The organism is Methylobacterium sp. J-059, assembly GCF_022829485.1.
Classification (GTDB): domain Bacteria; phylum Pseudomonadota; class Alphaproteobacteria; order Rhizobiales; family Beijerinckiaceae; genus Methylobacterium.
Genome location: NZ_JAKSYA010000182.1, coordinates 1 through 25798, shown reverse-complemented (window position 1 = coordinate 25798; position 25798 = coordinate 1). Strand labels below are relative to the sequence as shown.

24 protein-coding genes, 1 tRNA gene and 2 pseudogenes are annotated in these 25798 nt (G+C 72.1%); 9 read left to right on the top strand and 18 right to left on the bottom strand.

What is annotated here, in order from left to right:
* The 3 genes and pseudogenes from MKK55_RS27910 to MKK55_RS27900 all read left to right on the top strand — a co-directional run.
* Positions 1 to 274, top strand: a pseudogene (locus MKK55_RS27910) (porin); the annotation flags it as partial.
* A 406-nt stretch (positions 275 to 680) separates the two neighbouring features.
* Positions 681 to 2063, top strand: coding sequence for a 2-hydroxycarboxylate transporter family protein (locus tag MKK55_RS27905; RefSeq protein ID WP_243938944.1), 1383 nt, complete (start codon positions 681 to 683; stop codon positions 2061 to 2063).
* Positions 2064 to 2202: 139 nt separating this feature from the next.
* Positions 2203 to 3153, top strand: coding sequence for a hypothetical protein (locus MKK55_RS27900; protein ID WP_243938943.1), 951 nt, complete (start codon positions 2203 to 2205; stop codon positions 3151 to 3153).
* Between the two features lie 103 nt (positions 3154 to 3256).
* Here MKK55_RS27900 and MKK55_RS27895 read toward each other — a convergent pair whose 3' ends face one another.
* From MKK55_RS27895 to MKK55_RS27880, 4 genes are read right to left on the bottom strand one after another with little or no spacing between them, the layout of a single operon-like run.
* On the bottom strand, positions 3257 to 4387 hold the full coding sequence (locus tag MKK55_RS27895) for a glycosyltransferase family 4 protein (protein WP_243938941.1): 1131 nt from the start codon (positions 4385 to 4387) through the stop codon (positions 3257 to 3259).
* Between the two features lies 1 nt (position 4388).
* Entirely contained in the window at positions 4389 to 5771 is a 1383-nt protein-coding gene (locus tag MKK55_RS27890; protein WP_243938939.1) for a nitrous oxide reductase family maturation protein NosD, read from the bottom strand.
* Entirely contained in the window at positions 5768 to 6736 is a 969-nt protein-coding gene (locus MKK55_RS27885) for a glycosyltransferase family 2 protein (protein ID WP_147859764.1), read from the bottom strand. The genes MKK55_RS27890 and MKK55_RS27885 overlap by 4 nt, the downstream gene beginning before the upstream one ends.
* Positions 6733 to 8124, bottom strand: a complete 1392-nt coding sequence (locus MKK55_RS27880) for a lipopolysaccharide biosynthesis protein (protein WP_243938937.1) — start codon at positions 8122 to 8124, stop codon at positions 6733 to 6735. Before MKK55_RS27880 ends, MKK55_RS27885 begins: the two co-directional genes overlap by 4 nt.
* Before the next feature lie 175 nt (positions 8125 to 8299).
* Here MKK55_RS27880 and MKK55_RS27875 point away from each other — a divergent pair, with 175 nt between their 5' ends.
* Both MKK55_RS27875 and MKK55_RS27870 read left to right on the top strand, forming a co-directional pair.
* Positions 8300 to 8905, top strand: coding sequence for a serine acetyltransferase (locus MKK55_RS27875; protein ID WP_243938934.1), 606 nt, complete (start codon positions 8300 to 8302; stop codon positions 8903 to 8905).
* Positions 8902 to 9555 carry a serine O-acetyltransferase gene (locus MKK55_RS27870; protein WP_243938932.1) on the top strand — a complete coding sequence of 218 codons (654 nt, stop codon included), beginning with the start codon at positions 8902 to 8904 and terminating at the stop codon, positions 9553 to 9555. Before MKK55_RS27875 ends, MKK55_RS27870 begins: the two co-directional genes overlap by 4 nt.
* 62 nt (positions 9556 to 9617) lie before the next feature.
* Here MKK55_RS27870 and MKK55_RS27865 read toward each other — a convergent pair whose 3' ends face one another.
* Positions 9618 to 10817, bottom strand: a complete 1200-nt coding sequence (locus MKK55_RS27865) for a DUF1972 domain-containing protein (protein WP_243936038.1) — start codon at positions 10815 to 10817, stop codon at positions 9618 to 9620.
* Positions 10818 to 10841: 24 nt separating this feature from the next.
* Here MKK55_RS27865 and MKK55_RS27860 point away from each other — a divergent pair, with 24 nt between their 5' ends.
* Positions 10842 to 11624 carry a class I SAM-dependent methyltransferase gene (locus MKK55_RS27860; RefSeq protein WP_243938930.1) on the top strand — a complete coding sequence of 261 codons (783 nt, stop codon included), beginning with the start codon at positions 10842 to 10844 and terminating at the stop codon, positions 11622 to 11624.
* A gap of 4 nt (positions 11625 to 11628) precedes the next feature.
* Here MKK55_RS27860 and MKK55_RS27855 read toward each other — a convergent pair whose 3' ends face one another.
* The 8 genes from MKK55_RS27855 to MKK55_RS27820 all read right to left on the bottom strand — a co-directional run bounded on the left by MKK55_RS27855 (position 11629) and on the right by MKK55_RS27820 (position 19434).
* Positions 11629 to 12570: a glycosyltransferase family 2 protein gene (locus MKK55_RS27855; protein WP_147843724.1), complete on the bottom strand. Its 942-nt coding sequence runs from the start codon at positions 12568 to 12570 to the stop codon at positions 11629 to 11631.
* Complete coding sequence (locus tag MKK55_RS27850) at positions 12567 to 14219, bottom strand: O-antigen ligase family protein (protein ID WP_243938928.1); 1653 nt, start codon at positions 14217 to 14219, stop codon at positions 12567 to 12569. Before MKK55_RS27850 ends, MKK55_RS27855 begins: the two co-directional genes overlap by 4 nt.
* Positions 14216 to 14866, bottom strand: coding sequence for a CpsD/CapB family tyrosine-protein kinase (locus MKK55_RS27845; RefSeq protein ID WP_243938926.1), 651 nt, complete (start codon positions 14864 to 14866; stop codon positions 14216 to 14218). The genes MKK55_RS27850 and MKK55_RS27845 overlap by 4 nt, the downstream gene beginning before the upstream one ends.
* Positions 14863 to 16443 (bottom strand): lipopolysaccharide biosynthesis protein, encoded by a 1581-nt coding sequence (locus MKK55_RS27840; RefSeq protein WP_243938924.1) that lies wholly within the window; start codon positions 16441 to 16443, stop codon positions 14863 to 14865. The genes MKK55_RS27845 and MKK55_RS27840 overlap by 4 nt, the downstream gene beginning before the upstream one ends.
* Positions 16440 to 17489 (bottom strand): polysaccharide biosynthesis/export family protein, encoded by a 1050-nt coding sequence (locus MKK55_RS27835; protein WP_243938922.1) that lies wholly within the window; start codon positions 17487 to 17489, stop codon positions 16440 to 16442. Before MKK55_RS27835 ends, MKK55_RS27840 begins: the two co-directional genes overlap by 4 nt.
* A gap of 403 nt (positions 17490 to 17892) precedes the next feature.
* Positions 17893 to 18780 carry a cation diffusion facilitator family transporter gene (locus MKK55_RS27830; protein ID WP_147729013.1) on the bottom strand — a complete coding sequence of 296 codons (888 nt, stop codon included), beginning with the start codon at positions 18778 to 18780 and terminating at the stop codon, positions 17893 to 17895.
* Between the two features lie 144 nt (positions 18781 to 18924).
* Entirely contained in the window at positions 18925 to 19170 is a 246-nt protein-coding gene (locus MKK55_RS27825) for a hypothetical protein (RefSeq protein WP_243938920.1), read from the bottom strand.
* Positions 19171 to 19191: 21 nt separating this feature from the next.
* The gene (locus MKK55_RS27820) at positions 19192 to 19434 is read right to left on the bottom strand and encodes a hypothetical protein (RefSeq protein ID WP_243936028.1); all 243 of its coding nucleotides are present in this window, start codon (positions 19432 to 19434) and stop codon (positions 19192 to 19194) included.
* Positions 19435 to 19554: 120 nt separating this feature from the next.
* Between MKK55_RS27820 and queA the strand changes: the two genes are divergently transcribed.
* Complete coding sequence (queA, locus tag MKK55_RS27815; RefSeq protein ID WP_243938918.1) at positions 19555 to 20640, top strand: tRNA preQ1(34) S-adenosylmethionine ribosyltransferase-isomerase QueA; 1086 nt, start codon at positions 19555 to 19557, stop codon at positions 20638 to 20640.
* 260 nt (positions 20641 to 20900) lie between these two features.
* Complete coding sequence (tgt, locus tag MKK55_RS27810; protein ID WP_243938916.1) at positions 20901 to 22040, top strand: tRNA guanosine(34) transglycosylase Tgt; 1140 nt, start codon at positions 20901 to 20903, stop codon at positions 22038 to 22040.
* A 152-nt stretch (positions 22041 to 22192) separates the two neighbouring features.
* On the opposite strand, the gene MKK55_RS27805 is transcribed toward tgt, so the two are convergent.
* Positions 22193 to 23257 (bottom strand): hypothetical protein, encoded by a 1065-nt coding sequence (locus MKK55_RS27805; protein WP_409566139.1) that lies wholly within the window; start codon positions 23255 to 23257, stop codon positions 22193 to 22195.
* Between the two features lie 199 nt (positions 23258 to 23456).
* On the opposite strand from MKK55_RS27805, the gene MKK55_RS27800 reads away from it, so the two are divergent.
* Positions 23457 to 23532: transfer RNA gene (locus tag MKK55_RS27800), tRNA-Lys, on the top strand.
* 808 nt (positions 23533 to 24340) lie between these two features.
* On the opposite strand, the pseudogene MKK55_RS27795 reads toward MKK55_RS27800, so the two are convergent.
* The 4 genes and pseudogenes from MKK55_RS27795 to MKK55_RS27780 form a co-directional block, all read right to left on the bottom strand.
* Positions 24341 to 24541, bottom strand: a pseudogene (locus MKK55_RS27795) (helix-turn-helix domain-containing protein); the annotation flags it as partial.
* Positions 24542 to 24556: 15 nt separating this feature from the next.
* The gene (locus MKK55_RS27790; RefSeq protein ID WP_243938912.1) at positions 24557 to 25111 is read right to left on the bottom strand and encodes a hypothetical protein; all 555 of its coding nucleotides are present in this window, start codon (positions 25109 to 25111) and stop codon (positions 24557 to 24559) included.
* Positions 25112 to 25510: 399 nt separating this feature from the next.
* Positions 25511 to 25672 carry a hypothetical protein gene (locus MKK55_RS27785; protein ID WP_243938910.1) on the bottom strand — a complete coding sequence of 54 codons (162 nt, stop codon included), beginning with the start codon at positions 25670 to 25672 and terminating at the stop codon, positions 25511 to 25513.
* On the bottom strand, positions 25669 to 25798 hold a 130-nt coding region (locus tag MKK55_RS27780; RefSeq protein ID WP_243932900.1), incomplete at its 5' end, for a transposase. The genes MKK55_RS27785 and MKK55_RS27780, both read right to left, overlap by 4 nt.

Genomic DNA, 25798 nt, shown 5'->3' with positions numbered 1-25798 from the left:
CGGCACCCGGTTCTACCAGCTCAGCCAGGCGCTTCGCGACACCTACCAGTTCGTCGCCGGCGCGAGCCTGATCTGGTCGCCGGTGAAGGACCTCGATATCGGTGTGGAAGGCCTCTACACCCAGATCGGCGTCAAGAACGGCCGCGTGATCGACACCGACAAGGATCCGACCGCCTACTCGCGCATCGCCGCGATCAACGCCGGCGGCGCCGTTCGCACCGCGACCAGCGACGACGTCTTCCAGGCCAAGGTTCGCGTCCAGCGCGACTTCTGAGGCGACGCGCCGGATCGGGCGTCGGCTCCGCGCGGGTTTCGACGAGACCCGCACGGACGGGCATCTGCAGACCCGAGATCCATCCTTCGAGGCCCGGCGGCGACGCCGGGCCTTTTTTCTTGGCCGGCCACTCGCGCGTCATGGCTGGAGACGGGCGGCGCGGTCTCTCGGCCGGCCCGTCCGCGGGCCATTGACGTTCCTGGAGGCTTCGGGATGAGATGACGGTGCCGGCGCAGCCCGAATCCGTCGAAGTCCCGGCGGATCCAGGCTCCTGCGGGCGGGCGCCCGGGCTTCGACGAGCTCCGGGCCAGGTCGGTCGCGACGACGTGACCGATCCGGACACGACCACCCCGTCGGCAAGAACAAGGCGGCCCGCCAAGAGGCCGGATCTTCGGAAGGACGCCCCGTGACGAGCCCCCTCTCTCCGCCCCTCGCGGATCGGCCCGTTCCGGGCTCGGACCCGACGCGCCGGTTCTGGCCGCTCGGCTGGTGGCGCCTGGTGGACACCCGGATCGGCATCATCCCGCTGCCGATCTACGCGATCGTCGCGGTGCTCCTGGCGATCCTGACCTCCGAGGGCGAGATCCGACCCGACGGGCCGACGATGATCGCCGTGCTGGTGCTCGGCGGCTTCACCTGCGCCGAGATCGGCAAGCGCCTTCCGATCCTGCGCAACATCGGCGCGGGGGCGATCTTCGCGACCTTCGTGCCCTCGGCCCTAGTCTACTACAAGTTGATCCCGCCGCAGGTCGAGAAGGCGATCGTCGACTTCACCAAGTTCACCAACTTCCTCTACATCTACATCGCGGCGATCATCGTCGGCTCCATCCTGGGGATGGACCGGGACGTGCTGATCAAGGGCTTCCTCAAGATCTTCGTGCCGCTGGCGGTGGGCTCGCTGGTGGCCGGCGCGGTCGGCACGCTCGTCGGGACGATGCTGGGCCTCGGCGCCCGCCACACCTTCTTCTACATCGTGGTGCCGATCATGGCCGGCGGCGTCGGCGAGGGCGCGATCCCGCTCTCGATCGGCTACGCCCAGATCCTCGGCCAGCCGCAGGGCGACGTGTTCGCCCAGGTGCTGCCCCCGGTGATGCTCGGCAGCCTCACGGCGATCATCCTCGCCGGCACCCTGAACTTCGTCGGAAAGCGCTATCCCCACCTGACCGGAGAGGGAAAGCTCCAGCCCGACCACGATGCGACGCCCCCCGGCGACGCCGCCGCGAAGGCCGAGGCGAATTCCGGGCAGGTCGACGTCTCGACCATCGCCGCCGCCGGGCTCACCGCGATCACGCTGTACCTCCTCGGCGTGATGGCCCACCACCTCACCGGGCTGCCCGCCCCCGTGGCGATGCTGTTCCTCGCGGTGCTTGCCAAGCTCTCGAGCGCGGTCTCGCCCCACCTCCAGGCCGGCGGCTTCGTGGTCTACAAGTTCGTGCAGACCGGCATGACCTATCCGCTGCTCTTCGCCATCGGCGTCGCGCTGACGCCCTGGGACAAGCTGATGGCGGCGTTCACGATCACCAACCTGATCACCATCGTCGCCACCGTCACCACGCTGATGGGCACCGGATTCGTCGTCGGGCGCCTGCTCGGGATGTACCCGATCGAGACCGCGATCGTGAACGCCTGCCATTCGGGGCAGGGCGGCACCGGCGACGTGGCGATCCTCACGGCCGCCAACCGCATGGCGCTGATGCCGTTCGCCCAGATCGCCACCCGGATCGGCGGCGCGCTCACCGTGACCGGCACCCTGGTCGCGCTGAGATGGCTGACCGGGATGCCGGCCTGACCCGGCCCGGCACCGCGGGACACCGCACGCCCGGGGCATTTCCCGCAGTCGTTACAACCCTGGGTTAAGTCAGCCTTCACCCTCTGCCGACACTCTGCTTCGGGACCGCCGCGGGCGGCCCGAATCGGAACGCTCCACGATGCTCGCGACAGCCCGAGATCCCTTCCCGCCAAGCCGCTCCGGCGCGATCCGCCCGCGCGGCGGCGAGGCCGTCCGGTCGTCCGGCCTCGTCGGCCGCGACGCGCTGGTCTGGCGGATCCGGGTCCTGGTCGCCGAAGCGCGGGGGCCGATCTGCCTGTCGGGGCCGGCCGGCAGCGGCAGCACGGCGATCGCGGCCGCCGTGGCCGACAAGCTGGCGCGCCAGACGCGGGTGCTCGGCCTGCGCTGCCTGCCCGAGACCACCTTCGCGCGCCTGACGGAGATCCTCGCCGAAGGCCTTGATGGCGGAGATGTTTCCGGAACCGTATCCATCGTCCTGACCGATGTCGGCGCGGTCTCGGAGCCGGGCTTCCTGCGCGCCCTCGCGCATCTCGCGGCCGAGCTGCCGCAATTCGGCTGGCTGATCGCGGGCGCGCCGCAGGCCATGCCCGGGGCACGATCGGTCGCGGTCCCGCTGCTTGCCGAATCGGAGACCGCCGCCGCGGTGGACGCGGCGGTCGAGCGGCACGCGGCCGTGATCTCGAAGATCGGCCGAAGCACGGCGGCGACGCTCTGCCGTGGCCTGCCGGGCCTCGCCGACCGCCTCGTGGCCGAGGCCTGGACGGCCGTCGGCACCGCGGGCGACGACGGCATCGGCCTGCCGCACCTGCGCACGGCCGCCCGCGCCCTCGTCGGGCCGGAGGTCGCGGCGGACGCGCCGGCCCTGCTGCGTGCCGCCGCCCGCACGCCGATCGATCCGGACGGCACGTTCCCGCGCGCGGCCCTGGCGATCGCCCTGGAGCGCGCCGGCGCGGCGACGGACCGCGGCGTCGCACCGGAGCGCGACCCCGCCCTGGTCGCGGCCGGCCGCGCGCGCCTGCGCTTTTCCGACGATGCGGCCGCCGCACGCCTGCTGCTGTCGGAGTTCGGCTGGACGTTCCACCGCGGGTGACCGGGGTTCCGGCCGACGGCGCCGGAGCCCGCACGGAGCCGATCCCTTCCGAAACCGCGGATCCGGGTTTCGCGCCTGCGACGCCCGGATCCGATCGAGGCGTTCAGTGCGACTTGACCAGGGCGCGCAACGCCTCCGCTGCCGCATCGCGGGCCGGGAAGGCACGCCGCATCGCGTCGACGAAGGCGGCGGCCGGGCCGTCCCAGTCGTGGCGGGCGACGTGCGCGCGGGCGCGGGCCGGGTCGAAGGGCAGCCGGCCCTCGACCGCCGCCTGCATCAGCGCGGCGAGACGCTCGACCCGGTCGGGCGCGTCGAGGTCGAAGTAGCTCGCCGCGTCGCCGCCCGATTCGGGGATGGCGGTGACGTTGGAGGCGATCACCGGCGTGCCGAGCGCGAGGCTCTCCAGCACCGGGATGCCCCAACCCTCGCCGGCGCTCGGGAACACCAGGGCGGAGGCGTTGGCGTAGAGGTCGCCGAGGCCGCGGTCGTCGATCCCGGCCACGTGCACGACGTCGGCCATCGACGAGAGCCGCGCCAGCGTCTCCGGGCGCTCGCCGTCGGGCTTGCCGACCACCACGAGGCGCGCAGCCCCTGTGGGAAGCCGCGCGAAGGCGTCGAGCGTCAGCGCGAGGTTCTTCCGCGGCTCAAGGCGCCCGACCATCATCAGGTAGGGGCGCCCGTCGCGGATCGGCGAGCGGGTGATCGCGCCGGTACGGGGCGGGCTCGTCCCGCACCGGACCTCGGCGATCCGGGCCGGGTCGATCCGGTAGGTCCGTGCGATCGAATCGCGGCTGTAGCGCGAGATCGTCACGACGAGGCGGGCGCGCTTGGCGCCGAGCCGCGTCAGCAGGCGGGTGCGCCAGCGCATCCCGAAGGAGAAGAACGACGGATGGGTCTCGAACAGGATGTCGTGCACCACGACGACCTGCCGCCCGCCCGGCACCAGGGGCGGGGCGATGTAGGTGGTCACCAGCGCGTCGATCCGGTCGCGGTGGACGAGCCAGGGCCAGACCGCCAGGAGCCGCACGGCCCGCGGCACCCGCGGCAGCCGGGCGTGCTCGACGTTGGGGCCGGAGATCATCGTCGCGGCGCGCCCCGGATCGTCGGAGTAGATCACGTAGGTCGCGTCCGGGTGGCGCGCCACGGCGCGGCCGACCACGTTGACGAGCCAGGTGCGGCTGCCCTGCATCTTGCCGACGAGGACGTGGGCGTCGATTCCGATCCGGAGTGTCATGTCAGGGGCTCCGATAGGCGCCGAAGGACGGGGCCTCGTTGGGGGCGTAGGGGCGGCCGGGCAGGTCCCGCGTCGCGCCGAGCGGGATGCCGGGGCGCGCGAGCGCACGGGTCAGCGCGAAGCCGTTCGCGAAGGGTTTTGCGATGTCGGCGAAGGCCGGCGCCTCGGTGAGGTCCGGCGCGCGCGATCCCAGCGGCAGCGACGCGCCGTCGTCGGTGCGGGTGGCGCCGTAGGCGTAGAGCCGGCCGCCGGCGGCGTGCCGCAGCAGGTTCGGGCCGATGGCGTTGCCGCGGCCCGTGCTCGTGGCCTCGACGGAGATGGCGGCGACGTTCGCCCGGGTCGCCACCACGATGTTGTTCAGGACGCGGTTGTCGACGGTGCGGCCGACCTGCTTGGTGTAGTCGCTGGCCAGCACGATCTCGCCCTTGTAGGCGTGCCGGCCGCCGGAATCGGCCATGTTGCCGACGACGGTGTTGTTGGACACGAGGTTCCGGCCGGCGTCGAACAGGTTGATGCCGGCGCCGTCGTTGCCGGTCGCGACGTTGAAGGCGACGAGGTTGTCGTCGCACCACTGGTCGACCTGGATGCCGTTGCCGTCCTGGCCCGTGGTCTCGCGCTGCCCGGTGACGACGTTGTAGCGGATGGTGTTGCGGTCGCCCGCGTCCTGGCCCGCATCCTTGGCGTAGACGTGGATGCCCGAGGTGCCCGACATGGCGATGCCGTTGTCGTGGACGCGGTTGCCCTCGACGACGTAGCCGGAGCCGTTGATCTCCATCCCGTGGATGCCGCTGCCGGAGACCGTGTTGCCCGCGATGATCGTCGGGTCGTCGGCGGGCGCGTTGATCACGTCGACCGCGATGCCATGGGTCTTGTTGCCGGTGAGCCGGTTGCCGAGGATGCGATGCCCGGCCCCGGAGCCGTCGCCGATCCAGATGCCGAGGCCCGAGGCGTCGACGGCCGAATCCCGCACCGTGACGTGGTGGCTCCCCCGGCGCAGGATGAACCCGGAATTCACGGCCCCCCGCACGGTCAGCCCGGACACCGCGACGTGGGCGGCGTTCTCGAACACCACCGAGTTCGACAGCACCGGCTCGGTGCCGGGCACCGCGGCGAGCGTCACCGGCGCCTCGGCGGTGCCGCGGGCCGCGACGACCACGACGCCGTCGAAGCGGCCGCCCTTGACCAGCACCGCGCTGCCCGCCGCGAGGCTCGCGAACGGCACCGCGGACAGCGCCGCGACCGTCCGGTAACCGGGCATGGTCGAGCCCGACGGATCGACGAGGATGCGCTGCAGGCTCGGTGGCTCCGCCGGCTGGCAGGCGGTGGCCGCCACCAGCATCGGCAGGAGCGCGACCAGCACCGCCGCCCGGATGCGGTTCGTCACGCGGCCTCCGCGAAGGCGCGGGCGATGGCGAGGCGCTTGCGGCGCTGGAACAGCCGGCGCCACACCGTGCGGCCTGCGGCCGGGCTGAGGCGGGTGAGCGAGCGCGCGGCGGCCCGCCAGCCGGGCAGGGCGACCTCCGGCATCACGAGGTCGGCCAGCGCGTGGCGGCGGGCGCGGCCGAAGGGCTCTGGGCCGACGAGCCCGAGGCGGGCGAGGTCGGGGGCGAGGTCGGGGCGCTTGCGGTACCACAGCACCAGGGCCGCGCCCTCGCGCTCGGCGATGCGCAGGTAGGCCGCCTCGTCGAGGAAGTGGTGGTGGTAGGCCAGCGCCTTCGGCTCGTAGAACAGGCGCATCCCGCGCCGCGCCAGCCGCTCGCCGAGCTCGATGTCCTCGTGCCAGGTCAACTGCTGGTCGAAGCCGCCGGCCTCGCGCAGGAAGCCGGCGTCGACGCTGACGTTGCAGGTCAGGAACGCGTCCCAGCCGAGCTCGACCCTGCCGGCGAGCGCATCGTAGGAGGCGTCGTGATGGAGCGCCGCGAACGGCGAGAACGGCAGGGCCGGGTCGATCGTCATCCGCCCGAGGATCGCCGTCTCGCGCCCGCCGCGCCGGGCATGGGCCGCCAGGTGCGCCGCGACGAGGTTCGGGCTGGGGATGGTGTCGTCGTTGACGATGAGCAGGCGCGTGCCGCGGGCGGCCTCGATCGCCCGGTTGCGGGCGGCGTTCGCCCCCGCATTCTCCTGGCGCAGGTGCACTACCGGCCGCCGCGCGGTCGCGACCGCCCGGCTGATCACCGCGCCGGTGCCGTCGACCGAGCCGTCGTCGCAGACCACGATCTCGAAGGCGGCCTCGGTCTCCTGGCGATCGAAGGCGGCCAGCGTCAGCCGCAGGGTCTCGGCGCGGCCGTAGGTCGGGATGATCACCGACAGGATCGGGGTCTCGGAGGGCGGGGGCGTATCCGGCGTCATGACGAGGCTTCCGGGCTTGAGAGGCTGGGGAGAGAATTGCGCGGGCGCAGCCACAGGGCGCCGGCGAGGGCGAGGATCGCGCCGGCCGGCAGGGCGACGGGAGCGAGCGCGGCCGGGCTCGCGAAGACGCAGGCCGCCATGGCGAGGGGCGGAGCGAGGATCGCCGGCAGGTCGCGGGGCACGAGCGGCGCCCCGACGGACCGGTGGAACACGGATACAACCACTGCGAGCATCGCGATTTCGGCGGCCAGGGCCGCGAGCGCGGCACCCGTGGCGCCTGCCCGCGGCACGAGCACGAGGCAGAGGATCGCGTTCACCGCGCAGCCGGTGGCGCTGAACCAGACCGCGAAGCCGGTGCGGCCGAGGGCGATCAGGGCGGAGAACAGGATCGTCGCCGCGATCATCGCGGCGGCCATCAGCGCGGCGATGCGCAGGACCGGCACGCTGGCGGCGTAGTCCGGCCCGAACAGCAGGCGGATCAGCGGGTCGGCGAGCACCCAGGCCGCGACCACGCCGGGACCGGCGGCGGCGAGCACGAGACGCAGCGCGAGACGGGCCTGCGCCAGCAGGGTGCCGGTGCCGACGGCGCGCCCGAACACCGGCACCAGGGGCGCGGCGAGCGTGATCGCGACGGCGACGCCGAGCTCGAAGAAGCGGTAGCCGGCGGTGAACAGCCCGACCTCGGCCGCGCCGGCGAAGGCGGCGAGCGCGAGCAGGCCGATGCGGGCATTGAGCGTGCCCAGCGCGTTGGAGATGCCGACGCCGGCGGCCTGCCGGATCGTGGCGAGGCCGATCCGCGGCGAGGCGGCCCGCAGCGGCACGAGGCGCCCGGCGAGGACGAGGCCGAGGGCGCCGTAGGCCGCCCCGGCCGCCACCGCGACGAGGGGCAGCACCGCCTCCGGCGCGTCGAGGGCGAGCGCCAGCGCGGTCCCGACGACCAGGACGGCGGCGTTGGCGAGCGAGGGATAGGCCGACCAGCCGGGCCGGCCGCAGACCTGGAACAGCGCGTCGAGGAAGCGGACGGCGACGAGCGGCATGGCGAGTGCCGCCAGCGCCAGCGCGGGCCGCGTCGGTGGCGGGAGCAGCGGCAAGGCGCCGAGCAGCGCGAGGCCCGTCCCCGCGCCGAGGATCAGGCGCGCGGAGAGCACGCCCGCGAGCGCGTCGGCCCGCGCCTCCGGCGCGCAGGCGCCGATGCGGGCGGCGAAGGTCAGCGTCGTGCCGAAATCGGCGGCGATCAGGGCGATCGCCAGGGCGGCGAGCGCGATGCCGTAATGGCCGAGCACCTCAGGCCCCGCCCCCTTCGCGACCATCACGAAGGCCGCGAAACCCGCGAGCAGGTAGATGCCGCGGCCGGCCGCCTGACCGACCAGGTTGATGCCGTAGCGCATCCCCCTCCGGTCCCGGCCCGTATCGGTTCGATTCACCACCATACGCATCTTTCGGTGATTTTCGCCGGAAAAATGCTACCTATGATTGTAGGATAGCACGACCCAGACGACGCATACCTCGAAAATCGCCTTATGGTTGCGCTTATAAGTATTATACAACCGTGAAGAGAGTGACATGCCTAAGCCAGCCGACATGCTCGCGGCCCGGGATCTCGCGGGGACCGAGACCGCCGCAGGCACAGCGATCTCCTGGGCGGAGACCCGCGCGGCGCTGCGCGCCGACCGGGCGCACTGGGCGCGCCGCATCCCCGGCCCGGTGCGCCTGCGCCGCGGCTACCAGGCGATCTGGCTCTACCGGATGTCGCGCTACGCCCACGAGAACGGCTGGCGGATGGCGGCCTGGCTGCTCTGGATCGTCAACGGCTGGCTGACGGGCTCGGACATCCCGCCCTCGACCCAGATCGCCGGCGGGATGTTCCTGCCCCATCCCTACGGCACGATCATCGCGGGCGCCGTCGGCCGCGACGCCGCCTTCGGCTTCCAGGCCTCGATCGGCGGCCTCTACAAGACCCCGGACCGCGACGTCGGCGGCGGCCCGGGGCTGCCGCGCCTCGGCGACGACGTGGTCCTCGAGCCGGCCTCGATCGTGCTGGGCGCGGTGCTGATCGGCGACCGGTCCCGGGTCGGGCCGCGCTGCCTCGTGCTCAAGGATCTCGACGCCGACACCGACCTGGCACCGACCGACTGGCGCGCGCTGCCGGGACGGAGCGCCGTGTCGTGAGCGACGACCGGACGCCCTCCGAACCGGTCCTCGACCACGCCCGCCCGGCGGTCCTGCGCAGGTTGCTCGCCGCCGACCTCGAGCGGATCGTGCGCCAGATCAGCGGCGGCAGGCCGATGTCGCGCTCCCGCGCGGCGATGATGGTGCTGCTGCCGGCGATGCAGTGCGCCGTGTTCCACCGCGTCGCCCACCTGCTGCACCGGCGCGGGTGGCGGCGGACGGCCGCCGCCGTCGCCGGGCTGTCGGTGCGCCTCACCGGCGCGTCCTTCCATCCCGGATCGCGGATCGGCCCCGGGCTGTTCGTGCCGCACCCGGCACGGATCGCCTTCTGCGGCACGGCGGGACGCGACCTTGTGATCCTGCCGGCGGTGGTGGTCGCGCCGGACCGGCCGGTGCTGGCCGCCGCGCCGTTCCCGCCGGACGCGCCGCACCTCGGCGACGGGGTCGTGGTCGGCGCGCACGCCCTGGTCATGGGCGCGGTGACGATCGGCGATGCGGCGATGGTCGGCGTCGGCGTCGCCACTCTGCGGGACATCCCGGCCGGGACCGTCTCGATGCAGCGCCTGCGCCAGACCAGCGTCTCCACGCTCGGCCGGGATCCCGGGATCGTGCAGGATTCCGCGATCGCCCAGGACAGGAGCGCCGCATGAGCCGCGCCCACGTTCGCGATCACGCGGCCCGGCACCGTCCGGCGGCGGGCCGGCGGGGCGCGTCAGCCCGCGACCTCGACGCGGGCCGCGCTCCGGCGGCGCGTGCGGGCGGCGGGGAGCTGCGCCCGCAGCACGCGCTCGTAGGCGTCGAAGATGCCGTCCCAGGCGAACGCCTCGGCGTGGCGTGCCCGCGAGCCGGACGACATCGCCGCGAGGTGCCCGGCCGGCGCGCGGGCGAGCCGCACGATGCCATGGCGCAGCTCGGTCTCGTCGCCGAAATAGGCGGCGTCGGGACCCGCCACCCACCGGTTGAAGACGTTGTCGTGAGCCAGCACCGGCGAGCCGGCGCCGAGCGCCTCGACCAGCGACGGGTTGGTGCCGCCGACCGTGTGCCCATGGATGTGGAAGCGGGCGTGCCGGCGCAGCGCCGCGACGCGGTCCGCCTCGTAGATCGCGCCGGCGAGGATCACGTCCGGCCCGGCGGCCGCGCGCACCGCGCGGTGGTAGGCGTCGGTCTCCGAGAGCTTGCCGAGCACCACCAGGGGCAGGCCTGGGCTGACCTCGCTCCAGGCGCGGACCACCTGCAGCACGAGGTTCTCGGGCACGATGCGGGCGATGGCCAGGCCGTAGCGCTGCGGCTCGATCCCGAGCGCATCGAGCGCGGCGACCGGCGCATCGGCGACCGGGTCCGCCCCGTAGGCGATGGTGGTGATGCGGCGCTTCGGGCTGACGCGGGCGAGGTGGCGGGCGATCTCGGGGTGGTCGGCGACGAGATGCGTCGAGAACAGGCTGCCGCAATGCTCGTTCAGCCAGAACCAGACCTTGGCGGGTTTCGACCAGCGGTCGCGGCGCCACTCGATCCCGTCCATGTTCATCACGCTGCGCTTCCCGGTCAGCCGGTAGAGCAGGGAGAACGCGGCGGTGTTGTAGCCGAGCACCAGGGGCAGGGCCGGACGGAACGCCGCCCGCACGGTGCATTTCCAGTCGAACAGGATCGTGGCGAGCGGGCCGTCGCCCGCGGCCTGGACCGGGATCAGGTCGATGCCGCGCCAGGTCGAGGGCGCGGTCGGCCGGTCGACCTGGCAATAGACCTCGACCCGCCAGCCGCGCGCGACCAGCTCCAGCGCGAGGCGCTCGGCCAGCGTCTCGAAGCCGCCATGCGCCGCGGGGACGCCCCGCGTGCCGAGGATCGCCACCGCCGGCCGCGCCGCGTCGGCGCGCCGGTCGCCATCGGACGCCCGCGCGCGGCGCGTCCCCACCATCCCATCGCTTGAGGAGGACGAACCATGGGCCACGACACCCTTCTGCGCCAGGACGCGATGCCCCGCCGCGAGCCGGTCACCGTCGAGGAGCGGCTGTTCCGCGAGATGGGGGCCGGGGGCTACTCCCGGCAGGACCACCGGATGGAGTACATCGTCCGCGTCAACGCGCTGCTGCGCCCCGACATGCGGGTCATGGAGTTCGGCGCCGGACGCGGCAAGTGGAGCCATGACCCGGTTCCACTGCGCCGCCAGCTCGGGGACTTCCGCGGGCGCTGCGCCCACGTCACCGCCTGCGACGTCGACGAGGCGGTTCTCGGAAACGAGACGGCGGACGCCGTCGAGCTCGTCGGCCACGACGGGCTGCTGCCCTTCCCGGATGCCAGCTTCGACCTGATCTCCGCCTTCTCGGTGCTGGAGCACATCGAGACGCCCGAGCGGACGGCGGAGGAGCTCGGCCGCATCCTCGCGCCCGGCGGCTGGCTCTGCGCCTGGACGCCCAACCGCTGGGGCTATGTCGGGATCGGCGCCCGCCTGATCCCCAAGCGCCTGCACGCCCGCGTGCTGCGCATGGTCGAGCCACGCCGCGTCGAGATCGACTCCTTCGTGCCGCTCTACACGATGAACACGGAAGCGGCGCGGAAGCGGCTTTTCCCAACTGACCGGTTCGAGCACTTCACCTACGCGTTCGATGGGCAACCGTTCTATCATGGCGAGAACATCGTCCTGGGTAAGTTCTGGGAACTGCTGTTCCGGCTCACGCCGGGTCCGCTCAAGGGCTACCACATGGTCTTCATCAGGAAGCGCTGAGCGATCAGCGCGATCTGGTCTCGACTGTATTGGCAAGGTGAGCCGCGAAACGCTTCATGTCGCGGCTCTTGCTCAGGAGGTCCGGCCGCCGCCGCAGGCGGCCGAGCAGCCCGTAGGCGGCGGCGCGCGCCGTGAACCCGAGCCAGAGCGGCACCGCGAAGAAGGCCGGCGACGACAGCCGCCGGCCGCCGTTGCGCAGGGCGTAGACGCCGGCGAGCCCGTCGAGCCAGCGGGCGGAGCGGTTGCTGCCCGAGCCGCCCTGGAGGTGGACCACGCTGCGGCCCGGCAGGTAGTCGACCCGCCATCCGGCGTCGCGCAGCCGGCAGCCCCAGTCGACGTCCTCGCCGTAGAGGAACAGCGGGCTCGACAGGCCGCCGATCGCCTCGACCGCCTCGCGTCGCAGCATCAGGAAGGCGCCGCAGAGCCAGTCGACGGAGACCGGCCCCGGCGCCCGCGCCTGACCGCCCGCGAGGTAGACCCCGCGCAGGCCGAACCGCCCCGACAGCCCGGCCGCATGCACGGCGACGGTGAGCGGCCGCGGCTCGAACCCGGCATCGCCGACCTGATGGCGTCCGTCCTCGAAGACGAGGCGCAGGCCGACGGCGCCGACCTGGCGGTGGGCGTCGAGATGCGCCAGCGCCGCCGAGACCGCGTCCGGATCGCGCAGGTACGCGTCCGGGTTGAGCAGCAGGATCGCCGCGCCCCGCGACGCCGCATAGGCCAGCGCGTTGGCGCCGGCGAAGCCGTGATTCTCGGTCTCCGCGATCACCCGGATCCCGGGCCAGTCGGCCGCGATCCGCTCGGCGGTTCCGTCGCCCGAGGCGTTGTCGACGACGATCACCTCGTAGGCGCGGTCGATCCGGCTCGCCGCCAGCAGGGCGAGGCAGGTGTCGATGTCGGCGCCCGACTTGTAGGTGACGATGAGGACGCTGAGGGCGGGGGTCATCGCAGGCTCGCGCTTCGTCGTTCGGGACGCTCGGATCGGATACCGCGCGACATCACGCGGCTCCCTCTCCCAGGGGGAGAGGGCTGGGGTGAGGGGCGTGCGTCGTCCGGAAAAGTCACGCCCCTCACCCTGTCCCTCTCCCCATGGGAGAGGGGACCCGCGCTCAGGTCGGCAGGGCGGGTGGCGCGCTGCGCCGCCGCCACCGCGGCGATCATCCCGAGCGCGGTGTAGAGCAGCTCGGCGATGCCGAGGTTGAGGCGGAAGCCCGGGTCGACGAGGCCGTGGAGGAGGTGGGCGAGCAGCCCGATCGCCGAGGCGCCGGCGATCGCGGCGAGCGGATCGCCGACCGGCGCGCGCCGGATCGCGGAAAAGCCCCGCCACAGCCCCATCCCGAAGACCAGGGCGAAGGCGGCGTACCCGACGACGCCGACCTCGGTGAGGACGAGGATGTGCAGGTTGTGGACGACGTGGTTGGAGCGGTCGAACAACCCGGCGAGCCGCGACAGGCCGGTCTGGTCGAGGGTCGCGAACATATTGCCGAAGTTGTTCAAGCCGACCCCGAGGATCGGGAACTGCGCGAACAGCGCCAGCGCCGCCGCGTTGAGCGGGCCGCGCTGCGCCGCCGAGCCGCCGTCGTCGGCAAACAGGCGCTCCCAGATCATCGGCCCGACGACGATCGCGGCGATCACGCCCACGAGGAGGAGGAGGCCGGCGACGATCAGGCTCGCCCGCGTGAGCAGCCGGTCGCGGTAGACCAGCAGCACGACGAGCGTCGCCGAGAGCGGGTAGGTCAGCCACGAGGCCCGCGACAGGGTCAGCACCACGCCGCCCAGCGCCGAGAGCGCGCCGGCCGCGCCGACGAGGCGCAGCCAGGTCGGGCCGCGGGACAGCGCCAGCGCCAGCGCGAGCGGCCAGACCACCTCGTAATAGTAGCCGAGGATGTTGGGGTGGACCTTGAAGCCGGCGGCGCGGCGCTGGGCCTGGAAGTTGATGTTCTCCTCGACGATCTGCTCCTCGCCGAGCACGCCGAGGCCGAGCTCCGAGCCGGTGACGTACTGCACCGCCGCCGCCGCCGTCTGGACCAGGCAGAGGACGCAGATCGCCAGCGCCAGGGTGCGGACGTCGCGGGGGCTCAAGTTGGCGATCGAAACCGAGACGACGAGCAGCGTGAGGAAGCGCCACTCGTCGAACCACAGGTAGGCGGGGTCGCCCGCGTTCGCGAGCGAGAGCACGCCTGCCGCCATGAAGGCGGCCTGCGTCAGCACCAGGGGCGGATCGAGCGACAGGCGCTGCGGGCGCGCCTCGCCGATGCCGACGAGCTTGAAGGCGATAAGCGTCAGCGCCACGAGGAAGGCGACGCTGACGGTGAGCCCGGCGCCGCCGCCGATGCTCGGCAGGTACTGGCCGACCGCCTCGAAGTGCTGGAACATGCTGACGTCGAGCTTGACCGTCAATCCGACCGCGAAGGCGACGAGCAGGAACGGCGTCAGCCGGACGCGCTGGCCGAGGATCAGGGCGCCGAGCGCGCCCAGCGGCGCGACGAGCCCGACGACGGCGAACTTCAGCGGCACGCTCGCCAGCGACACGGCCATCGCGGCGGCGCCGGCGCCGATCGCCAGCGGGGGGAGGGTGCGGAGCGCGGCCCTCATCCGAGCCGCCGGTAGAGCCAGTCGGGGATCGGCCGCCGGGTCCGGTTGAGGACGACGCCGAGCGCGGTCCCGCCGGCCGCGTTGAGGTCGCGCATCGCCTGTTCGGCCACGACCCGCCGGGTCCGCTCGGCCCCGACGACGACGACGAAGCCGTCGACGAGGGGGCTCAGGGCCGCGGTGTCGCCGATCTGCCCGATCGGCGCGCAATCGAGGATCGCGAGGTGGTAGCGCTGGTCGACCAGGCCGAGGAAGGCCTCGACCCGGGCGTCGTCGAGTCCGGCCTCGCGGATCGAGGCCGGGGTGCCGGCGGGGACGACGTGGAAGCCGTCGGCGACCGCGTGGACGCCGTCGAGCGGCGCGACGGCGCCGAGCACGATGTCGGCGAAGCCCGGCTTGCCCGAGAGGCCGTAGGCGGCGGCCAGCGCGGGCTTGGCCCAGTTCGCCTCGATCAGCACCACGTCGAGGTCGCGGCGGGCATAGAGCCCGGCGAGCTGGCGACTGAGCGAGGTGACGCCGTCGCCGGCCTGCACCGCGGTGACGCCGATGCGGCGGAGCGGCGGCCCCTCGCGGCGGTTGAGCTGGACCAGGGCCGGCTCCAGGTCGAGGCGGTCCGGCACGGCGGGATCGTGGAACGCGGCGGCGATCATGCGTGGGCTCCGCGGAGGCCGGGGGCACGGGTCCGCCGCGGCTCGGCGCGGCCCTCGTTCCGCAAGGGGAGGGCGGCGAGAACCGGCACCCGGAGGGAGCGCGCCACGTCCGACGCGCTGCGGTAGGTCTGGGCGAGGATCTCGGCGAGCGCGACGTAGGCGAGGGCCGCGACGAGGCCGAGGCCGGCGGCGAGCCCGAGGATCAGCAGGCGGTTCGGCCCGCTCGGCAGCCGCGGCGGCACTGCGCGGGCGACGAGCGAGGAGGAGGTGACCGACTGCGAATCGAGGCCGGTGCCGGTCTTCAGCTCGTCGATGCGGCGCTGGGTCTGGGTGATCTCGTCGGTGAGCAGGCTCTTCTGCTGGCCGAGCCGGCCGAAGGCGAGCGAGGCGTCGCTCTGGCCGATCGCCGCCTGCCGCCGCGACGCCTCGATGTTGGAGATCGCCGCGATCTTCTCGGCGAGCACCGCCAGCCGGGTGGTGTCGGCGCTGATCAGGGCCCGGTACTTCTGGCGGGCGAGCTCGGTGAGGTCGCGGTCGAGGCTCGCGAATTCCGGCGCGGCGGGGCGGAACCGCGTCGCGAGCTCCGAGCGCCGGGTGCGCAGCTCGGCGAAGCGCTGATCGAAGGCGGCGACCGTCGGGTCGGCGTCCGGCGGCGTCGGCTGCCAGCGGTCGGGCCCCGATTCCTTGGTGCGCTTCAGCCGGGTCTCGACGCCCTCGCGCTCGATCTGCGCCGCCGACTTCTGGCGGGCGAGGTCGGCGAGCGTGCCGAGGTCGTTCTGCTGCTCGATCGCGAAGCTCGCGGTGTTGGCGCCCTTGAGGTACTTGCCGAGCTGCTGGTCGATCGCGGCGAGCTCGGCGCGGGCGCGTTCCAGCTTGCCCGCGTAGAACGAGGCCGGCGTCTCGTCGGCGTAGACCTCGACGTGGCGGCGCTTGTAGGCGTCGAGCAGGCGGTTGAGGGCGGCTGCGGCGAAGTTCGGGTCGGTCCAGGTGAAGCCGGTGACGATCACGTCCGTCTCCTTGACGAACACGACCTTGAACGAGGCGAGGTAGGCCTCGTACAGCTTCTCGTCCGGGCTGAGATGGCGCAGCAGGCCGATCGCCTCGAAGGGGATCCGGGCGGTGTCGACGACCCAGGTCTTGCCCCCCTTGGCGACGCGGACGAGCTGGCGGCCCTGGTAGACGAGCCAGGCGCCCCAATCCTCGGGCGGCGGGCCGAGGTCGCCCACCGGCGTGATCGCCTTCAGCGCCTCGAACTCGCCGCGCACGATGCTCGGGTCGCGCAGGATCTCGATCTCGTTGTTCACGTTCTGCGCGCGCTCGGAGAACATGTAGTTCTGGTTGGTGCCGCCGCCGATCGGCGCGGCCGCCTTCTCGCGGCCGAGGCGGATGATGAGCTTGGCGTCGGCCGTGTACTCGGTCGGGGTCAGCAGCAGGTAGATCCCGGCGCCGACCAGCGCCGCCGCCAGGATCAGCAGCGCCGGGCGGGCATGGCGGAACAGGGCTCCGAGCCCGTCGCGCAGGTCGAAGCCGGGCCGGTCGAACCCGCGCGGCTCGAGGGCGGTCTCGGTCGCGCTCATAGGGCGGCCCTCGCCGTGGTGCTGGTGGAGGTCGTGGCGGCGGGGCCGGTGATGTAGTTCACCCCGAAGCCGGTGCCGTTGAAGAGCAGGATCTGGCGGACCACGAGGTCGACCGCGCGCGCGGTCTTGGCCAGCACCGAGGGCGGCACGTAGACCGTGGCGTTCGGCGGCACGACGATCGAGTCGGCCAGGCCCGGCACGCCGATGTCGACGACCTGCACCGCCCCTTGCGCGCCTCCTTGCGCACCACTGTCGAAGCGGATGATCCGCACCGCGTCGCCCGCGGCGGTCGGCAGGATGCCGCCGGCGGTGCCGAGCACCTGGGCCAGCGTCCGGGCGCCCGACAGCGTGACCGGGCCGGGCACCCGGACCTCGCCGAACACCATGGTGTTGGCCGGCACCAGCGACGCCAGCCGCACGCTCGGGCTGACCGAGGCGAGGTGATGCCGGTAGGCGGCGGCGAGCGCGGCCGAGACCTCGTTGACGGTGCGGCCGGCCGCCTGGACCGGCGGTACCATCGGCAGGTTGATCTTGCCGTCCGGCTCGATCGCCATCAGCTTGACGCGGCCGATGTCGGACCGCTGGGTCAGGTCGCGGAAGTCGTCGATCGGCGTGCGGAACTTGCGCAGCAGGACCGTGACGACCGGGTTGATCAGGACGTCGTCGTAGGTCTCGCGGATCAGGGTGGCGGCGCGCTCGGGCGACAGCCCGGCGACCATGATGCCGTTCTTGCCCGGAAGCGAGATCCGCCCGTCCGGCCGGACTACAACCGTACGGTTGTATTCCGGGTGGGTCCGGAAATCGACGTCGAACTCGTCGTTCGGGTTCAGCCGGTAGGTCGGCTGCACCACGCTGGAATCGATCAGCAGCGAGATCTCGAGGTTGTCGCCGACGTTGAGGCGGTAGTTCATCAGCCCGAGGCGCATGGTGCGCCCGACCTCCTCCTGCGCCGCGGCGACGACCGCCGGCGGCGCCTCCGGGATCGATCCCGTCTGGGCGACGTCACGGATCGCAGGGTGGGAGGCCTCCCGCGCCCGGGTCGCCATGCAACCCGACAGGGCGGCCGCACAGGCGAGGGCGACCGCGAGGCGGCCCGCCGTCCGGCCGCGCCGGCCAGCATCTCGATCGACAGGAGAAGCACACACCATCATAGGCCTTCAGCCGCACCATGCTCGGCCGCGCCCCGTTCGATAACAACTCCTGAACGTATCGCGGCACTCGGTACAATCTGAGAACCTGGTTAACGAACTTTGAAACCCCTGGGTCCGATCCGACCGTAAGTTGCATTCATTCGCGGGCGTGGCAGAGTGCGCAGACGCCCCGGGCCCCGGGTCCCGGTGGGTTCCGAACCCGGAAGCCCGGCCCACGAGATCCTGCCAGGGGAGCTGCTGTGAGGGGACTCGGTGCCGGGGGACACGGTGCCAGGGGACTTGGTGCCGGGGGACCCGGTCAGAGCACCGGCACGCCGCGGAACTTCGCGTGCTCGGACGGCTCCACGTGGATCACCACCACGGCGCCGGGGATCGTGGTCTCGAGCGCGTCCTCGAGCCGGTCGCAGATCTCGTGCGCCTCGCGCACGCTCATCTCGCCGGGCACCACGAGGTGGAAGTCGATGAAGGTCGCTTGGCCCGCGTAGCGCGTCCGCACGTCGTGCGCCTCCAGCGCGCCCTCGCCGTGCAGCGAGATCAGCGCGCGGATCTGCCCGACCATCTCGCCCGGCGCCGCCCGGTCCATCAGCCCGTCGACGGATTCGCGGACCATCTTCCAGCCGGACCACAGGATGTTCAGGGCCACCAGGCCGGCGACGACCGGATCGAGCACGGGGATGCCGGTCGCCAGAACCAGGCCGACGCCGACGAGCACGCCGCCCGAGGTGAACACGTCGGCGAGCACGTGGCGGCCGTCGGCGACCAGCGCCGGCGAGCGCCAGGCCTTGCCCCAGCGCAGCAGCGCCCACGCCCACACCGCGTTGATCACCGTGGCGCCGGCGTTGATGGCCAGCCCCAGGGCGGGGGCGTCGACGGGCTTCGGGGCCAGGATGCCGTAATACGCCTCGCGCAGGATCAGCAGCGACGCGACGATGATCAGCGCCCCCTCGATCACCGCCGAGAAGAACTCCGCCTTGTGGTGGCCGTAGGGGTGGTCGTCGTCGGCCGGCAGGCCGGCGACGCGCAGGGCCACGAACGCGCTGAGCGCCGCGACCACGTTGATGATGCTCTCGAGCGCATCCGAGTACAGCGCGAGGCTGCCGGTGAGCCAGTAGGCGAGGAACTTCAGCCCCGTGACCACCAGGCCGACGACGGCACTGGCGAGGGCGGCTTTCTGGGTGCGGCTCATGACGGGTCCGGGCGATCGACCCGGCGGCCTTAATCGACCGCGCCGGCACAAGGCCACGGCACAGGTTCAAGGCCACGGAACAGGTTCAAGGCGGCAGCACACCTTGCACCGCGGGGAATGGAACTTAGCCGCGGCTATCGCGGATCACGCGGCCGGAGCGGTCCCGTCGGCGCGTGCGGCTTCGCGCGCCTCGCTGCGCGCCCCCTGGGCCCGCGCGGCGGCGGCCTTGCGCAGGAGGCGGCGCCTCTGCCAGCCGAAGCGGGCCGCGGCGGCGAGCGCCTCGAGGCGGCCGGCCTCGCGCGCCCAGTAGCCGACGAGCTGCCCGTCGAGAGTGATCCGCTCCGCCTGCGCCGCCATGCATCCCTCCCCGCAGGCGATGGTGCTCGCCATCAAACGTCCTCAGCAAAACGCCTAATGCGGCGCGGCGGGTTCCGTCGTCTCCTCGACGATCAGCGCCTCCGCCTCACCCTCGAACCCGCCCGCGCCATCGGGGACCGGGGTGGCGGGCGTGCCGAACGGCGTGCTCGGATAGGCCTGCTCGAACTTTGCGCGCGCGTCGGCGGGGTCCTCGCCCTTGAGCACGATCTGCGGCTTGCCCGGCAGCGGCCAGCGCGGGTCGGCGGGATCGCGGGGACGCACGGCGTACCAGGGCATGGAGGCTCCAAGTCGAGACGGGAGGATCGCGCCTGCCGTGAACGGAAGCCGGTCCGGCGCGGTTCCACGCACGCCGCGCCGCATTGATTCCCGGCGCGCGCCGGTGCAGGTGCGGGCACCATGCGCGTGGACCTGTTCGATTTCGACCTGCCCGAGGCCAGCATCGCGCTGCGCCCGGCCGAACCGCGCGGCGCCGGGCGCCTGCTCGTCGTGCGCCCCGGCGACGGCCTGACCGATGCCCGCGTCGCCGACCTTCCCGGCCTGCTGCGCCGGGGCGACGCCCTGGTCTTCAACGACACCCGGGTGATCCCGGCGCGCCTTCGCGGCATCCGCACCCGGCCCGGCGCGCCCGGCCAGCGCACGGAGGTGATGCTGCATCTGCGCGAGGCGCCGGACCGCTGGCGCGCCTTCGCCCGGCCGGCCAAGCGCCTGGCGCCGGGCGACCGCGTCGTCTTCGGCCGGCACGGGGCCGGCGAGCCCTGCGAGCTCGGCGGCCTCGACGCCACCGTCGCGGCCAAGGGCGAGGGCGGCGAGATCACCTTGCGCTTCGACCTCGCCGGGCCGGCCCTCGACGAGGCCGTCGCCGCCATCGGCGAGCTGCCGCTGCCGCCCTACATCGCGGGCAAGCGCCCCACCGACGCGCGGGACGCCACCGACTACCAGACGGTCTACGCCCGCAACCCCGGCGCCGTCGCCGCTCCCACCGCCGGGCTGCACGTCTCCGACGGCCTTCTGGCGCGGCTGGACGCCGCCGGGATCGGCCGCCACACGGTCACCCTGCATGTCGGCGCCGGCACGTTCCTGCCGGTCAAGGCCGAGGACACCGCCGACCACCGCATGCACGCCGAGATCGGCTTCCTGGCGGCCGAGACCGCCGAGCGCCTGAACGCGGTGCGGGCGGCGGGCGGGCGGATCGTGGCGGTGGGCACCACCGCGCTGCGCCTGCTGGAGAGCGCGGCCGACGCGGACGGGCGCCTCCACCCCTTCGCCGGCCCGTCCGAGATCTTCATCACCCCCGGCACGCGCATCCGCGCGGTCGACGCGCTGATGACCAACTTCCACCTGCCGCGCTCGACCCTGTTCATGCTGGTCTCGGCCTTCTCCGGCCTCGACACCATGCGCGCCGCCTACGCGCACGCGATCGCGGAAGGCTACCGGTTCTACTCCTACGGCGATTCGAGCCTGCTGTTTCCGGCCCAGGTCTGATAGGGCTGACCGACACCGCGCATCTCCCTCCCCCCGTCGCGGGGGAGGGTGGCCCCTGCGTGAACAGGGGTCTGGAGAGGGGAGCGCCGTATCCGGAAGCGTCGCTCCCCTCTCCCGACCCGCTTCGCGGGCCACCCTCTCCCGCACCCAAATCGGGCTTGCCCGATTTGGGCACCGGGTACACAGATCTCGGGCAAGCCCGAGATCTGGGGGGCGAGGGGGCGCTGCCCGAGGCAACCTGGAAGCCGTCTCACCTCAGCATGTCCGACACAAACTTCACCTTCGCCGTCCACGCCACCGACGGGCAAGCCCGCACCGGGGCGATCACCATGCCGCGGGGAACGATCCGCACGCCGGCCTTCATGCCGGTCGGCACCGCCGGCACGGTCAAGGCCATGTATGCGAGCCAGGTGCGCGCGCTCGGCGCCGACGTGGTGCTCGGCAACACCTATCACCTGATGCTGCGCCCGGGCGCCGAGCGGATGGCGCGGCTCGGCGGCCTGCACCGCTTCATGCGCTGGGACGGGCCGATCCTCACCGATTCCGGCGGCTTCCAGGTGATGTCGCTGTCGGCGCTCCGGAAGCTCGACGAGCAGGGAGTGACCTTTCGCTCGCATGTCGACGGCACCGCCCACCACATGTCGCCGGAGCGCTCGATCGAGATCCAGGGCCTGCTCGGCTCCGACATCCAGATGCAGCTCGACGAGTGCGTGCGCCTGCCGGCCGAGCGCGAGGCGATCGAGAAGGCGATGCGCCTCTCCCTGCGCTGGGCCGAGCGCTGCCGCACCACCTTCGGCGAGCAGCCGGGCAAGGCTCTGTTCGGGATCGTGCAGGGCGGCGACGTGCCGGAACTCCGGGTCGAGAGCGCCCGCGCGCTCGCCGGCCTCGACCTCAAGGGCTACGCCATCGGCGGCCTCGCGGTCGGCGAGCCGCAGGCGGTGATGCTCGCCATGATCGAGACGGTGGAGCCGCACCTGCCGCGGGCCAAGCCGCGCTACCTGATGGGCGTCGGCACCCCGGACGACCTGATGCGCTCGGTCTCGCGCGGCATCGACATGTTCGATTGCGTGATGCCGACGCGGGCCGGCCGCCACGGCCTCGCCTACACCCGCCACGGCCGGATCAACCTGCGCAACGCCCGCCACGCCGAGGACACGCGGCCGCTGGACGAGACCTCCTCCTGCGAGGCGGCGAGCGCGTATTCCCGCGCCTACCTCCACCACCTCGTCCGCTCGGACGAGATCCTGGGGATGATGCTGCTGACCTGGAACAACCTGTCCTACTACCAGGACCTCATGGCCGGGATGCGGGCGGCCATCGCCGAGGGCCGCCTCGCCGCGTTCTGCGACGCAACCCGCGAGGGCTGGGCCCGGGCCGAGCGCGACGCCGCCGCGGGCTGAGGCCGGGCGATGCCGGGCCGCGATGAGCCCGCCCCATCGAGGCGCGCCTCCGCGCGACGGCCGGGCGCCGGCTCTCCGCCGGACCTCATGGGTCGTTTGCTCATGGGGCCCTGCCCAAGCGGTCCTCGCCCATCAGACGCGGCATGGGCGCATCACGGATGCGCTAGCACCCGGTAGCTGCCGTCGGCCGCGTCCGCCCCCGTCTCCGCGGCGGCCCGCAGGCCCTCGACGATGCGGGCCGCCACCGGCAGGCGGTAGTGCAGGGCATCCCAGTAGTTCTCGTCGCGCGTCGTGATCGGCGAGGGCAGCCGGAAATCCACCACCAGCGCCCCCCGCGCCCGGCCGATCGCGGCGACCCGCGCCTTGCAGGCGGCCTCGCGCGCGCCCGCCGGCGTGCCGGCCGCCCCCTGCGCCGCCACGTGGACCGGCATGAAGGCGACGAGCTTGCGCGCCGCGCCCGGCACGGAGGCCAGCAGCGCATCGAACGCATCGAGCATGGGCATGGCGTCGCCGGCCTGGGCCGGGGGAGGCGTGCCCGGGCCGGCCGTCTCCGGATCGAGCGGGCTGCCGCCGCCGTGGATGTGGCGCGCGGCGCGGACCGGGTCGTAGCTGGCCTCCGGCGGCGTGAACACGGAAAACCCGTCGCCGCGGATGCGGGCCGGGGCGAGGCCGAGGCGGTTGAGCGCGACCTGGGCCGCGATCCCGAGGCTCTGCCCGTTCACCTGCCGCAGCCAGCCCCAGGGCGCGCCCTCCGCATAGAGCCAGTCCGGGAACGGATGTGCGGTGCGGCGGGGCGCGTCGGCGGCGCACCACGTCGAATCGAGCGCGAACAGCACCGCGTGCACGGTGTTCCGGCGCAGGAACAGCCGCGCCAGGGTGCGCTGCTCGTCCGGCGTCGCGGCATTGACGGCCAGGTTGGCGAAGCGCGCCCCGAACGCCCGGTCGAGGGCGTTCGGATCGATGAGGCGCGCCGTCGAGGTGCCGAACACCGCCGCATCGTACCCGCCCGCGCGGGCGATCCGCGGATACATGAAGCGCTGGTTGCGATCCATGATCGCCCCCGGCCGGCCCGGGCGCGCGCGAAGGCCGTAGGGGTCCATCGCGGCGACGAAACCGATCGCGGCGAGGCCGGCCCCGAGGCCGGCGAGGGCGAAGGTCCCGGCGAAGCGCCGCCAGCGGCGGGAGGACGACGCCGGGGAGGAGAGGGGAGGGATCACGGCTGGCCTTCCGGCCCAAGGAGGGGGCGTTCGACCGCCGATGCCAGTAGACCATGGCGCCCGCGCGGCACGACGGCGCCCGCGCGCCTCGGATGCGACGCCGCACGGGCCACGCCCATGTTGACCCGTCCGGCGGCCTCCCCTATTCCACCCACGCCTCCCCGGGCCCGGCCCGCGCGGCCGACCGCACGGCGGACGCGAGCGCGTAGCTCAGCTGGTAGAGCAACGGACTTTTAATCTGTAGGTCTTGGGTTCGAACCCCAACGCGCTCACCAATTTTCTATATTTGCCAGCGCTTTAGTGCCGCTTGCAAATTTGGTGCTTCCCCGCTTTGCGGCGGGGTTGCACTGGGGAAGCACGGGGCAAACCCGTTGCGGTCTGGCCGTACGCGCCGTTTTTCTAAGCGACCGGTCGGTGGATCGTCCATGACACGTGCGGTCGTGGCGACACCTCGCCGTGGCCGGGGCAGGCGGATGGCAAAAGGGCACCATGCGCCGAATCGTGCCGCTCCTGATCCTCCTGGCCTCCCTTCCAGAGCCTGCCCGATCCGCCGGAGATCCGTGCCGCGACGTGCTCTGGGCGGCGCCGGAGACGTGCTTCCCCGCCCAGAAGCTAGACAATTGGACCTTTTGCCTCGACGTAGACCGCAGCGGCAGAAATAGTTCGGGCACCTGACCAGGCGTGGCACTCGAAGATGTTCATCGTCAACTTGATGTGCTCAACACAGGCGCGCCGGCGAGCGGGGCTCGAGACGCCTGCCCGGGGACGCTTCCCGCAGGATTAGCTTATCCAGAGTGAGATCGACGTTCGCCTTTCGAAGCCGAACATTCGAGGTCTTCAGTTCCTTGATCAGCCGGACCTGATCCCTCTTCAGGCCACCAAGGTTACGTCGCCACCGGTCGCACAACACCCAATTCGAACTGAGTGCGCGAGATGCATTGGCGAAGCACTAGCGCTCCGAGTTCAGCACACCCGCCTGTCGCGGCTTAGCAACAATCTCTGAAATTCCGGTGTCTTGCCATCTTGTCCGTCCCCCGGGTCCAAAAGCCGCTCAACAGACGGATCACCGCAATAGGTGACGGATCAATAAATGAAAAAATCAATCGGCTCCGAATTGACCACTGCAAATAATCCCAGAGCCATACAACTAAGCCTCTGAAGTGTCATCTTGGTCGCCTTGAAGGCCAGCTCGGTGCGGTTGCGAGCCTTGAGTTTCTTCATCACGTTGCGGACATGCACCTTCACGGTACTCTCACACATGTTCAGTTCGTAGGCGATGACCTTGTTGGGCTTGCCCCGTCATATGCCCTCGATGACCGCCACCTGCTTGGCGGTGAAGTTGTCGTGCCACGAGGGGTCAATGGCGAGTTCGGCCTCGGCCCTGCGAGTCGCCAGCACACTGCTGGCGGGAACGAAGACGCCGCCGGCTAGGACGAAGCGGATAGCCGCGATGACGTGCTCCACGTTGGTCCGGGTGGAGATGTAGCCGCGCGCCCCGCCCTCGATCGCCTCGATCACGTCGGCCACGTCGTCGGATTGGGACAGGACCACAACTGGATGCCCGTGGGGGGCCTGCAGGAGGCCGGCCACGCTGCGTCGTCGCTTCTCGGCTAGGCCATCGCAGACATAGAGGATTAGCGAGAGGCGCCCGGCTTCCGCTGAATCGAACCAGCCCTCCGGGCTTGCGGCCGCGACCACGCGAAACCCCGCCACGTTGAGGCGAAAGATTAGGCACTCCCGTTCGAGGATCCGGTCGTCGATGAGCAGCATCGTCGGGGCTTCACTGGAATCGCCGCCGAGATTAGATTCTCCCAACACGGCTTGAGGAAGATTCACACCCGCAATGATGTCCATGGCGCACCTCGCATCTTCATCAAGCGGGAGCATTGCAAAACCCGGACCAATTATAAAGGCCGATTCGCGAATCCCGATCTAAAATTACAGTATCCGCCCCAGTTTTCCGATCGCCAGCTCAATGACGCTCGTGCAGGCACTGATTTTCGCGCGGCGGTCGCGGCGCCCCATCTCATTTGATGATTCTCGTCCGCGAGGCGGCGATAAAAAAGCAACACCAATACACTTATCCTGCGTTAGTTTCGGCAGTGCAGCGAAGGTGAGCCAGAGTCGAGAACGAAGGCCGGCCGCTTCGATCGCCGAAGCCGCCCTTACACGCGGCTCAGCTGAGGAGCCGCTGTTTCGCGTCGGCCGGGGTGCGGCGCAGATTAGGCCGCGTTCGGACCGGCCGTCGCCCGGTCACACGATCAGGATGTCACCCGCGTGCAGGATGAGCGCCTTGGCGAATTCGGCGAGTTCCACCACGGGTGCTGCGTTCCCCGTACCGTCGGCGTCCCAAGAGAAGGTCAGCGCCTTGGCATCGAACAGGAATTGCCCGTGATCCGCGCTAGGGCGTGTCATCGCTTGAGCCAGTCGAGGGCGGCCGCGAGGCAGAGGACGCCCATGAAGCTGGCGGCGGTTTTCTCGTATCGGGTGGCGATGGCGCGCCATTCCTTGAGCCTGGCCCAGAGGCGCTCGACCTGATTG

Excerpts from the sequence above, each read along its gene's own strand:
- MKK55_RS27830 (WP_147729013.1), bottom strand. The coding sequence starts at position 18,780 with ATGAGCCGCACCCAGAAAGCCGCCCTCGCCAGTGCCGTCGTCGGCCTG.
- MKK55_RS27860 (WP_243938930.1), top strand. The coding sequence starts at position 10,842 with ATGGGCCACGACACCCTTCTGCGCCAGGACGCGATGCCCCGCCGCGAG.
- MKK55_RS27845 (WP_243938926.1), bottom strand. The coding sequence starts at position 14,866 with ATGATCGCCGCCGCGTTCCACGATCCCGCCGTGCCGGACCGCCTCGAC.
- MKK55_RS27820 (WP_243936028.1), bottom strand. The coding sequence starts at position 19,434 with ATGCCCTGGTACGCCGTGCGTCCCCGCGATCCCGCCGACCCGCGCTGG.
- MKK55_RS27865 (WP_243936038.1), bottom strand. The coding sequence starts at position 10,817 with ATGGTGGGGACGCGCCGCGCGCGGGCGTCCGATGGCGACCGGCGCGCC.
- MKK55_RS27850 (WP_243938928.1), bottom strand. The coding sequence starts at position 14,219 with ATGAGGGCCGCGCTCCGCACCCTCCCCCCGCTGGCGATCGGCGCCGGC.
- MKK55_RS27790 (WP_243938912.1), bottom strand. The coding sequence starts at position 25,111 with ATGGACATCATTGCGGGTGTGAATCTTCCTCAAGCCGTGTTGGGAGAA.
- MKK55_RS27840 (WP_243938924.1), bottom strand. The coding sequence starts at position 16,443 with ATGAGCGCGACCGAGACCGCCCTCGAGCCGCGCGGGTTCGACCGGCCC.
- MKK55_RS27785 (WP_243938910.1), bottom strand. The coding sequence starts at position 25,672 with ATGACACGCCCTAGCGCGGATCACGGGCAATTCCTGTTCGATGCCAAG.
- tgt (WP_243938916.1), top strand. The coding sequence starts at position 20,901 with ATGTCCGACACAAACTTCACCTTCGCCGTCCACGCCACCGACGGGCAA.
- MKK55_RS27875 (WP_243938934.1), top strand. The coding sequence starts at position 8,300 with ATGCCTAAGCCAGCCGACATGCTCGCGGCCCGGGATCTCGCGGGGACC.
- MKK55_RS27880 (WP_243938937.1), bottom strand. The coding sequence starts at position 8,124 with ATGCGCTACGGCATCAACCTGGTCGGTCAGGCGGCCGGCCGCGGCATC.
- MKK55_RS27895 (WP_243938941.1), bottom strand. The coding sequence starts at position 4,387 with ATGACACTCCGGATCGGAATCGACGCCCACGTCCTCGTCGGCAAGATG.
- MKK55_RS27825 (WP_243938920.1), bottom strand. The coding sequence starts at position 19,170 with ATGGCGAGCACCATCGCCTGCGGGGAGGGATGCATGGCGGCGCAGGCG.
- queA (WP_243938918.1), top strand. The coding sequence starts at position 19,555 with ATGCGCGTGGACCTGTTCGATTTCGACCTGCCCGAGGCCAGCATCGCG.
- MKK55_RS27885 (WP_147859764.1), bottom strand. The coding sequence starts at position 6,736 with ATGACGCCGGATACGCCCCCGCCCTCCGAGACCCCGATCCTGTCGGTG.
- MKK55_RS27835 (WP_243938922.1), bottom strand. The coding sequence starts at position 17,489 with ATGGCGACCCGGGCGCGGGAGGCCTCCCACCCTGCGATCCGTGACGTC.
- MKK55_RS27900 (WP_243938943.1), top strand. The coding sequence starts at position 2,203 with ATGCTCGCGACAGCCCGAGATCCCTTCCCGCCAAGCCGCTCCGGCGCG.
- MKK55_RS27855 (WP_147843724.1), bottom strand. The coding sequence starts at position 12,570 with ATGACCCCCGCCCTCAGCGTCCTCATCGTCACCTACAAGTCGGGCGCC.